The organism is Paraburkholderia caffeinilytica (genome assembly GCF_046030355.1).
GTDB classification, from domain to species: domain Bacteria; phylum Pseudomonadota; class Gammaproteobacteria; order Burkholderiales; family Burkholderiaceae; genus Paraburkholderia; species Paraburkholderia caffeinilytica_B.
This window is the reverse complement of the sequence record NZ_JAQQCQ010000047.1, coordinates 1-13,299: the sequence shown is the minus strand read 5'-3', so window position 1 is coordinate 13,299 and position 13,299 is coordinate 1. Positions and strand designations below refer to the sequence as shown.

Genomic DNA, 13,299 nt, shown 5'->3' with positions numbered 1-13,299 from the left:
TACGGATCGCTGACCCGTTTCGATCTTCTAATCCGATCACTTCAGTTCGAAAATGCTGACTGTATTTATCGATGCAGTCGGCCGACAATGAAAAACAAATGAATATCGTCTCAAGGAGACAAATATGGAAACCCCATCGGCGGGTTCACCCGTAACGGTATATTGGGCGCCCGGCTGCAGCAGTTGTCTGCGCGTGAAGGAATATCTGGGCTCGCACGGCGTCGCCTTTCGTTCGCGCAATATCCAGTCCGACCCCACGGCGATTGCCGATCTGGCCGCGCTCGGCATCAGGCGCGTGCCGATCGTCACCAAAGGCGACGGCTGGGCGGACGGTCAGGCACTGATCGAAGTCGCGCAATTGTGCGGAATTGAATTCAAGGCGCAGGCCGAACTCTCGGTTCAGGCGCTTGCGCAGCGTCTTGTCATGATCCTCAAGGAAAGCGAGCGCGCGGTCTCCCAGTTCGAGCCCATTGCGTTGCGGGACGAGATTCCCGACGGTAACCGGACTTATGCCGATCTGTCGTATCACGTGTTCAGCGTAGCGGACGTGTTTCTCGAGCACGCCGCCGGAGAACCTGTGACGTTTGCGGCCTATTCGCGAGTGCCTCAGCCTGACAAGGCCACGCGCGAGGATCTGCTCGCGTTCGGCGCCGACGTGCGCGCACGCGTCGCGCATTGGTTCGACGACAGGCTCGCGAACTTTCCATGGGATGCGCGAGCCGATGTTTACTACGGTGAACAGACCAATCGGCAGTTCCTCGAACGCACCGCATGGCACTCGGGTCAGCATTTGCGCCAGTTGTTGTGGCGTCTCGATACCGAACAAGGCAGCACCCGGCAGCGCGAAGCTCAACCGTTATTCGACGGACTGCCCATGCCCAACGCCGTATGGCATGCCGATGCAGTCGGATGACACCGGCACCGAGAGGGGTTGCCTGCGCATGATCGCATAACGGACACCGTTAGCGCATAACAAGAAAGGAGACACATGATGAACTCAACCGCGCACCGGTATGCGCGCCGTATTGCTATGCGCGGCGAGTTCGGGCAGGTGTGGCGCGGGCTTATCCGCCTCGCCTGGCTGTTCATGGCCGCGACGCTTGCGGTGGGCGCACGCGCCGACGAAACGCTAAAAATCGCCGCATTCGATGGCGCCTTCGTGAACTTCCCACTCTATGTCGCAACCGATCTGCATCTGTTCGACAAGCACGGCGTGCATGCTGAACTGGTCTACGGACTCGGTTCGCAGGCGCCGACCATGGTGATGAGCGGCGCGACCCAGTTCGGGGGCTTCGCCGTCGAGCATGGTTTGCTGCTGATGGGTAAGGGTCAGCAGCTCAAGCTGCTGGTTTTGTGCCAGAGCAATCCGCCATTCGATCTGATCGTGCGCAAGGATATTGCGCTACCGAACCTCGCGGCCGGCTTTCCGAAAAGCGTGACCGATCTGAAGGGCTTGCGGCTTGGTATTAGCGCGCCCGGCGCCAGTGCGGACACAGGTTTGCGTCTGCTGCTCAAGCAGGCGGGGCTCGACCCCGAACACGATGTCAAGATCGTCTCGATCGGCGATGCGATGACGCAACTCGCGGCGCTGCAAAACCGCACTGTCGACGGCACGATGGCCTTCGAACCGATCCAGACCCAGGCGGTGCTCGGCACGCAAGCGTATCGATCCGTCGTGAACCTGGAGAAGGGCGATACCGGGCCGGAAATTTATCGGGAATACGCGTTCAATGGGCTTTTTGCACGCAAGGATTATATCGATGCGCATCCGGCGCAGGTCAAGGCAGTTGTCGCTGCGATTGTCGAAGCGGAACAGGTGATCAACGATCCTGCCCGCGTCGACGACGTAACGGACGTGGCGGCCAAGCATATGCATGGCATTCCGCACGATTTGCTGAAGAAGTATGTGACGACTTATCGCAGCGTATTCGAGCCGGTGGCGTCACCGCTCGCGATTGCTAACGTCAATCGCTTTGTAATATTCCAGAATCAGCTGAGCGAACCGATTCCGTATGAGCGTGCTGTCGATACGCGCTACATGCCAAAGACACGGCCATGGTAAAGCACATTTCTTAATGGCTCGGGATCAAAAACTCTCGCTAGCCTGCTGACGATCATTGGAGTTAAAGTAAATTCGTTCGCAGGCTGTCACACGGCTACGAACAAAAGCGGAGACAGACAAGGCGACCGATCGACGGTCCTAGGCACGCACGTGGCGGAAGCCTGCCAGAAAATGGGTTTCCGAACTCAAACGTTAGTGACCCACCATCCAAGAGAGACAGCATGTCGATAAAAATCAGTCCGATGAACGCCGCATTAGGTGCGGAGGTGACCGGCTTCGATGTTTGCAAACCTTTGTCCGGCAGCGATAAGAACACGATTCTGCAAGCCTGGCACGACCATCTTATTCTGGTGATTCCCGAGCAGCCGATGAACGACGAGCAACTCATGGCGTTCACCCGGAATTTCGGCGAACTCGAATATTCGGCCGAAGCATTGGTCAAATCGAATTACCAGTTGGATTCGGTGTTCGGATCTGACAAGGCGGTTCCGCCCGAAATTGCGGTAGTTTCGAATATCGTCAAAGACGGTGCGGCGATTGGCGTGCTCGGCTCCGGAGAGGCTTTCTGGCATACAGACAGTTCGTTCGTCGACATTCCGCCCGATGGAAGCCTGCTCCATGCATTGGAGGTACCCTCAACGGGCGGTGACACACATTTCCTGAACATGTATCGCGCGTACGAAACGCTGCCAGCATCGGTTCAGCGAGTCATTGCCAACCTGCGCGCAAATCATTCGATTTCCCATACGAGCGCCGGCGAACCTCGCAAGGGCTTTGAGAACGTGACCGACGTCACGACGCTACCCGGCGCACAACATCCACTGGTTCGGACCCACCCGGCAACCGGGCGCAATGCGCTGTTTCTGGGGCGACGGCTGAACGCTTACATTGTGGGTCTGCCGGTTGATGAAAGCGAAGATCTGCTGAACCAGTTGTGGGCCCACACTATTAACGCCGAATACACCGTGGGGCATCACTGGCGCGTTGGCGACACGGTCATCTGGGACAACCGCTGCGCGATGCATCGACGCGATTCGTTCGATCCGGACGCGCGGCGCCTGATGCATCGCACTCAATTGAAGGGAACACGCCCGTTCTATCGTGTCGGTGAACAGGCAAGCGCCAATGAGCCCGCTCACTGATTATTTCCGGGTATGGCAACTGTCCGCTGTGCTATTGCCGCGCGACATCCGGGAATGGGTAGACCCTGGAATGGGCCGCTAGTGAGAAGGGAGCGCCTCACTTGCCGCCCGCTAACGGAAATGAACTCGACTGCTGTGACGCCGTGGCGTGTCCACCGTTCAGGCGAGGCCTGAGGTGCTCAAACAATTAAGCTAACCAAAGGAGTGCCATGAAAGTTATCTTGCCTGGTCGTATCTGGGACCACTGCATGTCAGCATTATTCGCGTTGGCTCTATTTATTTTTGGGCTAATCGGTGCGCCGGCTTTTGCTGCTGATCATGTGAAAATCGCTGCGTTTCAGTCCACCTTCACCAATTTTCCAATTTACGTCGCGGCCGATCTCAAGCTATTTCAGAAGCACAATATCGACCCGGAGATTATCTACGGCACTGGCGTGCAGCTGACCAATATGGTTGTCAGCGGCGCGGCGGATTTTGGTGGCTTCGCAGTTGCACACGGCATTACGCTGGTTTCTCAACGACAGGACGTACGCCTTCTGGTATTGAATCAGACAAGGCCGCCGTTCAACCTGATTGTGCGCAACGATCTCGCGCTTCCTAATCTGAAAGCGCCTTATCCGGCAATGATCCGGGATCTGAAGGGGCTGAAGCTGGGCATCAGCAACCCGGGCGCGGATACCGATACGACGCTTCGCTACCTGCTTAGGGATGCCGGACTCGATCCGCAGAAAGACGTGCGTCTGGTTCCGATCGGCGATCCCAGCACGCAGGTTGGCGCCGTAAAAAACCGCACAGTCGACGGCACGATCGCATTCGAGCCGATTCAGACTGAAGCAGTGCTGGCGCTCAAGATCGCGAAACCGGTTCTCGATCTTCAGGGTGGACAAGGGCCAGAAATCTTCAGGGACTACGCGTACAACGGCATCTTCGCGCGGCAATCATTCCTCGACAAGAATCCTCAGGCCGCCCGCAACGTTGTGGCAGCGATCGTCGAGGCGGAGGAAATCATCAATGATCCTGCTCAGATCGAACGGGTGCTGCAGGTCGCAAAGAACAATATGAGCGGTATCGACGCCGCCGCGCTGCGACAATTCATTGAGCAGTATCGAGGCATCTTCACGCCGGTGGCCAATGAGAAAGCGATTGCGAACGTCAATGAATTCGTCAAAGCCGAGCATCTGATCACCAGTGCAATTCCCTACGACCAGGTAGTCGCCACGGCTTTTATGCCGAAAACGTTCAACGCACCCAAGTCGAAGTGAGACGCGGCAGACGGAGGCGAAGGCATGAGTTGGCGCATCACGTGCTCAAAGCACCGAACAGGAGCTGTGGATGTTTGATTGTCTGCGGGAGTTCGAAGCCCGGCCAGGGGTGACCGGACGGTTCTACTCGTTACCCGCTCTCGAGCAGGCGGGTCTCGGTTGCGTATCGCGGTTGCCGGTGTCTTTGCGAATGGTGCTCGAATCGATGTTACGCAATTACGATGGCGTAGCAATCACGAAGGACCACATTCGGCTGGTTGCCGGTTGGCAACCGAACGGGCGTCGCGAGCATGAGATACCGTTCGTGCCTTCGCGCGTCATGCTGCCCGAGTCGTCCGGTATTCCAATCCTTGTCGACCTCGCAGCCATGCGGAATATCGCGGCGCGCCTCGGAGCCGATGTAGAGACCGTCCAGCCATGCGCACCGGTCAGTCTTATCGTGGATCATTCGGTGCAGGTCGACGATTATGGCGATAAGGAATCCGCAAGACGGAATGCGGAGCGCGAGTTTGACAGAAATACGGAGCGCTTCCGTTTTCTCAAGTGGGCGTCCGGTGCCTTCCCTTCAATGAAAATTGTGCCGCCTGGCTTCGGTATCTGCCATCAAATCAACATGGAATACCTGACGCCGGGCATATGGGAACGCAATGGCGTGTATTTCCCGGACTCTCTGGTCGGCGCTGATTCGCATACGCCGATGATCAACGGACTCGGCGTACTGGGCTGGGGGGTAGGCGGCATAGAGGCCGAAGCGTGCATGCTCGGACAACCCATTTACTTCGTGCTTCCCGATGTCGTCGGCGTTCATCTGACAGGCAGATTGCGTGAGGGCGTGACCGCGACCGATGCTGTGCTCTGGATTACCCAGAGGCTGCGTGAGACGAATGTCGTCAATAAATTCGTCGAGTATTTTGGCGAAGGCGCGGCAGCGCTTGCGCCAATGGATCGCGCGACGATCGCGAACATGTCGCCTGAGTACGGTTCGACCACGGGCTTCTTTCCAATGGATGAGTCCATCTTCCGCTATCTCGAGATGACCGGGCGTGATCCGGCCGTGCTCACCGCGTATCGTTCGTACTATGAGGCACAACGCATGTGGGGCATGCCGATGCCCGGCGACTGTGATTACACGGCAACGGTCGAAATTAGCCTGACGGACGTCGAGCCCTCCGTTGCCGGGCCGCGCCGTCCACAGGACAGGATCGCGCTTTCGAAGATGAAGGAGCAGATTGACGCGTTGCTTGCTCAGCCATTGACCGAAGGCGGTTTTGGCAAGCATGACGAGCGGGAGATGAAATTCCAGGTGCGGGACGCGGCTGTACGTAATTCGCGCACCGCTGATTCATTGGCTCACGCAGACATCGTTCTGGCTGCAATCACGTCATGCACCAACACATCGAACCCGAGTGTCATGCTATGCGCTGCACTACTGGCGAGAAATGCAGTCGCCAAGGGGCTGCGTGTCGCGCCGTGGATCAAGACCTCTCTTGCCCCCGGCTCGCGCGTTGTCTCCGATTACCTCAGTGCGGCGGGATTGGTGGACGGTCTGGAAGCATTGGGTTTTCACACAGTCGGATATGGCTGCACGACCTGCATCGGAAATTCCGGGCCACTCGATGCGGATACCGAACGAGCGATAGTCGACCATGACATTGTCGCTGCCGCCGTGCTGTCGGGTAACCGCAACTTCGAGGCACGCATTCATCCGAACATCAGGATGAATTTTCTGATGAGCCCGCCTCTCGTTGTCGCGTTTGCGATCGCGGGCCGCGTCGATATCGACCTGACGCGAGAACAACTGGGCGCGGATAAGGCGGGTCTGCCCGTCTATCTAAAAGATATTTGGCCGAGCAATGAAGACATCGAGAATGTCCGCCGTTACGCGGCGAATCCAGAGGTCTTCCGGCGTATCTATGCCTCGGTGGACAGTAGCAATCCGTTGTGGGATGCGATTGACACACCGGCCGGCGCCGTGTTTCCGTGGGACGCGACATCGAGCTATCTGAAGATGCCGCCCTTTGCTGACGAGTTCACGCTGGAACAACGTGATCCTGAACCGGTCGTGAATGCGCGGGCTCTCGCCCTATTCGGCGATTCGGTCACCACCGATCACATCAGTCCCGGCGGCGCAATCAGCGAAGATTCTCCGGCGGGGCGTTATCTGCGGAGTCTTCACCTGGCACCCGCCGATTTCAATACCTATAGCGCGCGCCGTGCGAACCATGAGGTTCTGGCTCGAGGAACCTTCGCGAATGTGCGCATCAGAAACCGCATCGCCGCCGACGACGGGCCGGTTACCGTGTTCCAACCGGACGGCAGGCAACTGGACATTTACGACGCCGCAACGGCCTATGCAGCGGCGAAGATACCGCTCGTTGTGATCGCGGGACGCGATTACGGCATGGGCTCCAGTCGCGATCAGGCCGCCAAGGGAACCCGCTATCTCGGTGTGCGCGCCGTGATCGCCAGCAGTTTCGAACGGATTCACCGCGGCAACCTGGTGGGAATGGGTATTCTGCCCTGTGAATTCGCCGATGGGCACAGTGCCCAATCGCTGGGTCTCGACGGCAGTGAGCAATATGGTATCGCTTTGCAGGGGCCGCTCCCATTGCCGCGGGAGCGCGCCTTACTCGATATTCGCCGTGCAGACGGAACGCAAACACAGATTCCAATCACCATTCGTATCGACTCCGCTATCGAAGCGGAATACTACCGGCACGGCGGCATTGTCTCATTCGTCCTGCGCAAACTGCTTGGGTACCAGAAAGGGGAGCCGCATGGTCAGTAGCGAGATAAACGGTAATGCAGGTGTGAGCGTCTGCGTCTACGGTGCGGGCGCGATTGGTGGATATATTGCGGGAATTCTTGGCCAGGCTGGTGCAAACGTCTCGCTCGTCGCGCGCGGCGCACACCTGGCTGCAATCCAGCGTACGGGTCTTCATGTGCAAATGCCCAACGGGACCATCAAAATCGACGCCGCCGCCAGCGACGACCCGCGCGCACTCGGCAAACAGGACATTGTCATCGTAACGGTGAAGGCACCCGCGTTACCTTCGGTCGCAACCGCTATTGGATCCATGCTCAAACCCGACACGTCTGTCGTCTTCGTGATGAACGGCATTCCGTGGTGGTATTTCTATGGGCTGCCGGGTGCACTGCGCGACCGGCGATTGCCGCTGCTCGATCCGGACAATGCGATGTGGAACAATGTCGATCCTTCTCGCGTGATCGGCGGAGTGAGCTATGCGGCGAGTTCAGTAATCGAGCCGGGTGTCATCCATCTCGACAACCCCGGCAGCGGCGTTGTGCTCGGTGAACCGGATAACACGGTTTCACCTCGGGTCGGGCAACTGGCAGACCTGCTGCGAACCGGCGGCCTCACGGTTCAGGTGACCGACTCGATTCGCCACCGGATCTGGGAGAAGCTGCTGAACAATCTCGCGAGTGGCCCGCTCGGCATTCTGACTGGCTGCACGATAAAAGAACTGTATAGCAACGACGTCATTGTCCAGAAGGTCCGGGAACTTCGCGCGGAAGGTGCCGCGATTGCACGCGCATCAGGCTGTGAAATCGATCCCGGCATCGACAGGCATATCGAGCTGTTCAGGAGGATGGAGCACAAAGGCAGTATCGTCCAGGATCTCGAAATGGGGCGCCCGATGGAAATCGATGCGCTGTTCACGTTGCCACTGCAACTGGCGCGCGAAGCTAACGTACCGACGCCGAATCTCGATCTTTTCGTTGCGCTCGCCACAATGCGGGCTCAATCCGCGCGCCTGCGTATGCCGTCGTAAGCGGGCCGCCTTGCCGGCCGAACCGTGGCATAGAACATCGCGGAAAACGCGCGTCAGTTTTGCGCGAGCGCACCCCATTTCTGGCTGCGCTCGAATGTTGACGTCTCTACGGCGAGCTGCACCATCACCAGAATAGTCGGATCTATCATGCTGCGCTCGCGAACAACGAAGAATTCGTAATGGTCGACGGGGGGCGCGAATTCCAGTATTTCCAGCTGGCCACTGGCAATTTCCTTTTCGACCAGAATGACAGGCAGCGGCGCCACGCCGCATCCACCGCGCACAAGCCCGATTACCGTGTTGACGCTATTGCAGCCGTGGATAAGCTTGGGGCGCAAATCATGCGCGGCAAACCAGCTAAGGATATGTCCGTGCATATGCGACTCACGGGACAGTGTGAATACGGGTTGCTTCGACAGCTGGCGCACGTCAGTGCAATGACGAAGCCCCCGGCTGGGAGACGCCATCCAGCGAATCGCAGCATTCCCGAGACTTTGCTCAATCAGGGTCGGAGGGCCTGGATCCACACCTAACGCAATATCGAGTTTCCCGTCGGCCACCATCTGGTTCAGTTTGACCGTCAAGTCGACAACCAGCTCTGCCTCGATCGCCGGGTAGGCCGAACTCATTCGTGCCAGCATCTCGGGAAGCCAGCTCATCGCAATGATTTCTCCAACCCCTATGCGCACGAGCCCGGAAAGCTGCGTTTTACTGCCTACCCGGGTCCTGATCGATTCGCTGATCGCGAGCGCTTCTTCGGCCAACGGTACGAGCGTTCTGCCTGCTACTGTAAGCGCAACACCGCCGACTTTGCGGTCGAACAATGACACGCCGAGTGACTGTTCGAGTTCCTTGATTCGCGCGGACATGGCGGATTGCGTCATATGCAGTTTGTCCGCCGCGGAAGCGAAACTGCCAAGACGGTTGATCCAGTGAAAAGTCTCTAGATAGCGAAAATTCACCTCTGAACCCTCCCGGCATGATCCCTGACACCATTTGACGAGAACCGCTACTCGCAGCGTTCCCGAAATGGAATAGTCCTCATCATAGCGCCGGTATCAGTGCGCGCGTATCAGAGCTAGTACGGACAAGCCGATATCCTGCGCGGTGCTGAACATGCGAGCCACACTCCCTGAAATCGCGTTTGATGTACGGCGATGCAATGGGTATGCAGCTGCAAGAATGCTTCGCGAGATCGCGTTATTGATTGGAGAATACGCAACCCAGTTCAATGAGCCGATCGACGTCAGATGAAAGATAGCCGAGCTCAGCGAGAATTTCGAGCGTGTGTTCGCCTTTGGAGGCGGCCGGCCGGAACGCGTGTGTGTTGCTCTCCGTGCTGTCGATTGGGCACCCGACGGTCTGGAATTTGCCCTTCACCGGATGATCGACGTCGATCACCATCTGGTTGTGCAATAACTGCGGATTGATCAGTACGTCTTCGTAGTCGCTGACCCGGGCACAGAGAATATCGTTTTGTTCGAACAGTTCGATCCATGCCTGACAGGACCGTTTGAGAAACGCCGGTGCCAGTTCCGTGCGCATAGCGGCGCGATTAACGACCCGGTCGCTCGACTGCCTGAAACGTGGATCGTCGGCCAGATGGTTCACGCCTAACAGATTGCACAGGCGCTGCCACCGGTCGCCGAGATAGGCGGCAACCATGATCCATCCGTCACTTGCCTCAAATGCCTCGTTCGGCGCGGAATAGGGGGCGGCGCTACCGATTTTCGCGGGCAATTCGCGGTCGCCGAGGTAGGACGTCAGCGAGTGTTGTTGCAAAGCAAGCGCGCTGGTAAGCAGACTGACATCGATCGACGCCCCGCAGCCGGTCTCATGCCGTTCGGCAATGCGCGCCAGTACACCGATCGTTGCGATATAGCCCGTGACAATATCAACCACCGGGGATTGAACTTTGCAAGGCTCACTGCCGGCATGCCCGATCAGGCTCATCAATCCGGACATTGCCTGCAGGATGCCGTCGACACCCGCACGGTCCGCAAGCGGTCCACTCTGGCCAAACCCGGAAACAGAGCAATAGATGATTTCCGGATGGTTTTCGCTCACGGAGCGGTAGTCAAAGCCATAGCGTCCGAGCACGCCAGGCCGGAAACTTTCGATAACCACGTCGGCTTGGGCGATCAGTTCGCCGACAATTTTCCTGCCCTCCTGCATCCGCAGGTCGATACAGATTGCGCGCTTGCCGCGATTGAAGGCGATATGAACAGGACTCTCGCCGTTGTACCACGGCGGCCCGAGCTTGCGTCCAGCATCGCCTTCGGGTGGCTCGATCTTGATGACGTCCGCGCCGAGATCGCCGAGGATCATGCCGCATAACGGCCCAGCGCCAATCTGACTGAAATCGACGACGCGCAGTCCTCTGAGCGAATGGCGAACACTCGTTGCGTTTGGCATGTTGGATGAGGATCGGTTTCTTTTGAGGGTGTGACGTAGCCCGGCGTCATGCCGTGCCGATACGCCGCTTCGTTCCAGTCGTGAGCGATATTTTCTTCAGTCTGGAAAAACGATATTCCAAAGGCCGGACGCGACGCAAACGAGAATATTCGATGGGGCGGGACAAAAAAAAACCATTGGCCTTATGTGTCGAATTAGTAGTAAATAGCAGATAGAAAAATCGAAGCGCCGCCGAGAATGAACGGATGCTTTATTGACCGGAGGAAAGGTGATGACAGGCAGCGCCGGGGACAAGAAAAATGGCTTGAGCGATTCCGCGGACACGATCATTCGCGAAGACAAAGGCCCAATACGGGTGATCTCTCTGAATCGGCCCGACCGGCTCAACGCATTGGACCCTTCGAGCATTGCGCTGTTACGTCGCCACCTGATTGATTTCAGGGACAGCGAAGATGCACGTGTGTGCATTATTACCGGTACGGGAAACCGCGCATTTTGCGTAGGCGCGGATCTGCGCGAAACGCTGCCTCCATCTACATCGTTCGCCAGCGCGGTTTTCGCGGCGGACGAAGAAAGCATTTCGGCAGGTAACTATATTCGCGGCCTCGATCTGGATCGCCTGAACATCGGCAAACCTTTGATCGCGGCCATTAACGGCTATGCGGTGGGTGGCGGAATGGAACTGGCATTGGCCTGTGATATTCGCATCGCAGCGGAATCTGCGCAATTCGGATTGACAGAAGTGAAGATGGGCAGCATTCCTGCGGTAGGAGGCATACAGCGGCTGATCCGTTCGGTACCTCATTCGATAGCGAATACGATGATCCTGACCGGCGATTTAGTGGATGCTGCCACTGCGGGACGCATCGGCCTCGTCAGCGAAGTTCTCGCGGAGAACGATTTGATGAAACGGGCCATCGAACTCGCCGGGCGGATAGCCTCAAATGCACCGCTTGCGGTCAAGGCCGCGCGGCTGCTCGCAACCCAAGGGGCTGAGATGGCCATTCAGCAGGCGTTGGTGTTGGAGCAGTTTGTCTGGGGTGTGTTGCGGGACACGGAAGACCGTGTCGAAGGCCGCCGCGCGTTTGCGGAGAAGCGCAAGCCTGTCTATCGCGGCCGCTAACGCCTGCTGCGCTGCCGTGTGCCCGCATGATCAAACCCATGCATGCCGTCAATCGAGAGAATTCGGATGCCAGAGAGCCTGACACGCCAATTTGCCGCCGTATTGCACGAGTGGCCCGCTGACGATCCCCTGGTCATCCATGCTGCGCGCTTGCTGATTCTCGACGGACTGAGCATCGCATTTGCCGGTTCGCGCGAACGAGGGCCAACGCTGCTCGCGGCGCAGGCGCCGCGCATTCCCGACGAGTCTGGCGTTTCGCTGATTGGCCACCGGATCAAAGCAACCGCATCGGTTGCGGCGAGAGTTAATGGCACGTCCATGCATGTGCTGGACTACGAACCCATGTGGAGCCCGAGCAACCACGCGGTGTCCACGACGCTGCCGGCCCTGCTGGCGGTCGCGGAAGAACTCGAAAACGCAGGGGCGCCACCGCAAGGACTGCGCGTGGCGCGCGCCCTCGCCAAGGGCATTGAGGCACAGGCGCGGCTGCGCGTGGCGGCGAACCAGCCTCACGTCGAGTCGCTGACATTTCATCCGCCAGGTATCGTGGGACCGATCGAGTCTGCGATCGCGGTGGCCGATCTGCTTGAACTCGACATTGACGCAACGACTGCTGCGATCGGTATCGCCGCCTCATGCGCCGGCGGCTTGCTGGCCAACTCCGGCACGATGACCAAGGCGTTGCATTGCGGCAATGCTGCAATGGCGGGACTGGAGGCTGCATCGCTGGCGCGCGCGGGGTTTACTGCCGACGCCGATGTGCTCGGCCACCGGAAGGGATACGCCAATGCCTATTTCGGTGGCGGATTTGATGCGTCGGCGCTGACGTGTCCAATTGACGTTCCGCGCATTCTCAAGCCGGGTCCAGCATGGAAACTGTTTCCGTCGCAATATGGAACGCACTTTGTGATTAGCGCGGCGCTTGCTTGTCGAGTAGCGCTTGCATCCGTCGACGATATCCGTCGCGTAACGATTAGAACTCCAGTCTATCCGTACCTGGATCGGCCTTCACCCCTCAACGGGCTGGATGGGAAGTTTTCTTTCCAGTATTGTGCTGCAGTCGCATTGCTTGACGGCCAGGTTTCACCGGCCAGTTTCACCGATGAAAGGCGCTTTGAGCCACGTATAGAAGCGATGCTCGAGCGCATCGATATCGTAGTCGACCCCAAGCTCGATGCGGCCTTCGAGCGAATGAGCGTAGAACTCACGCTGCAGTTAAACAGTGGTGTCGAGATCGTGCGGGTTTGCGATGCGCCGGATGGCAGCTGGACCCGTCCTGTCTCGCCGCAACGTCTCGAACAAAAGGCACGAGAGTTGACAGTCGATCGATTGGGTCCTGCGGCGTTCGAAAGGTTCTGGTCTATGGCTAACAACAGCGCCTCGTTCAGCGTGACCGCGCTGATGCAATTGTTCGCTCACGCACATTCCGATGATGGGCAACTGTCGTAGCGCGCACACCAGCGTGCGCGCTACGTTTATGAACTAGGTTCAGTCGTTTCCT

At 58.1% G+C, this 13,299-nt stretch carries 10 protein-coding genes; 8 read left to right on the top strand and 2 right to left on the bottom strand.

Going from position 1 to position 13,299, the window contains the following annotated elements; all coding sequences use genetic code 11:
* The first annotated feature begins 124 nt into the window (after positions 1-124).
* The 6 genes from PQQ95_RS36245 (at position 125) to PQQ95_RS36220 (ending at position 8,260) form a co-directional block, all read left to right on the top strand.
* On the top strand, positions 125-913 hold the full coding sequence (locus PQQ95_RS36245) for a glutaredoxin domain-containing protein (RefSeq protein WP_408447134.1): 789 nt from the start codon (positions 125-127) through the stop codon (positions 911-913).
* A gap of 75 nt (positions 914-988) precedes the next feature.
* On the top strand, positions 989-2,062 hold the full coding sequence (locus PQQ95_RS36240; RefSeq protein WP_408447132.1) for an ABC transporter substrate-binding protein: 1,074 nt from the start codon (positions 989-991) through the stop codon (positions 2,060-2,062).
* 221 nt (positions 2,063-2,283) lie between these two features.
* A complete protein-coding gene (locus PQQ95_RS36235) occupies positions 2,284-3,204 on the top strand; it encodes a TauD/TfdA dioxygenase family protein (protein WP_408447129.1) in 921 nt (306 codons plus the stop codon).
* Between the two features lie 209 nt (positions 3,205-3,413).
* Positions 3,414-4,466 (top strand): ABC transporter substrate-binding protein, encoded by a 1,053-nt coding sequence (locus PQQ95_RS36230; RefSeq protein ID WP_408447126.1) that lies wholly within the window; start codon positions 3,414-3,416, stop codon positions 4,464-4,466.
* A 70-nt stretch (positions 4,467-4,536) separates the two neighbouring features.
* Entirely contained in the window at positions 4,537-7,254 is a 2,718-nt protein-coding gene (gene acnA / locus PQQ95_RS36225) for an aconitate hydratase AcnA (protein ID WP_408447124.1), read from the top strand.
* On the top strand, positions 7,244-8,260 hold the full coding sequence (locus PQQ95_RS36220) for a ketopantoate reductase family protein (RefSeq protein WP_408447121.1): 1,017 nt from the start codon (positions 7,244-7,246) through the stop codon (positions 8,258-8,260). Before acnA ends, PQQ95_RS36220 begins: the two co-directional genes overlap by 11 nt.
* A 53-nt stretch (positions 8,261-8,313) precedes the next feature.
* Here PQQ95_RS36220 and PQQ95_RS36215 read toward each other — a convergent pair whose 3' ends face one another.
* Both PQQ95_RS36215 and PQQ95_RS36210 read right to left on the bottom strand, forming a co-directional pair.
* Positions 8,314-9,222, bottom strand: coding sequence for a LysR family transcriptional regulator (locus PQQ95_RS36215; RefSeq protein ID WP_408447118.1), 909 nt, complete (start codon positions 9,220-9,222; stop codon positions 8,314-8,316).
* Positions 9,223-9,460: 238 nt separating this feature from the next.
* The gene (locus tag PQQ95_RS36210) at positions 9,461-10,675 is read right to left on the bottom strand and encodes a CaiB/BaiF CoA transferase family protein (RefSeq protein ID WP_408447115.1); all 1,215 of its coding nucleotides are present in this window, start codon (positions 10,673-10,675) and stop codon (positions 9,461-9,463) included.
* Positions 10,676-10,946: 271 nt separating this feature from the next.
* Here PQQ95_RS36210 and PQQ95_RS36205 point away from each other — a divergent pair, with 271 nt between their 5' ends.
* Together PQQ95_RS36205 and PQQ95_RS36200 are read left to right on the top strand one after the other, a co-directional pair.
* Positions 10,947-11,798: an enoyl-CoA hydratase/isomerase family protein gene (locus PQQ95_RS36205; RefSeq protein ID WP_408447112.1), complete on the top strand. Its 852-nt coding sequence runs from the start codon at positions 10,947-10,949 to the stop codon at positions 11,796-11,798.
* Between the two features lie 42 nt (positions 11,799-11,840).
* The gene (locus PQQ95_RS36200; protein WP_408447109.1) at positions 11,841-13,247 is read left to right on the top strand and encodes an MmgE/PrpD family protein; all 1,407 of its coding nucleotides are present in this window, start codon (positions 11,841-11,843) and stop codon (positions 13,245-13,247) included.
* Positions 13,248-13,299: the final 52 nt, after the last annotated feature.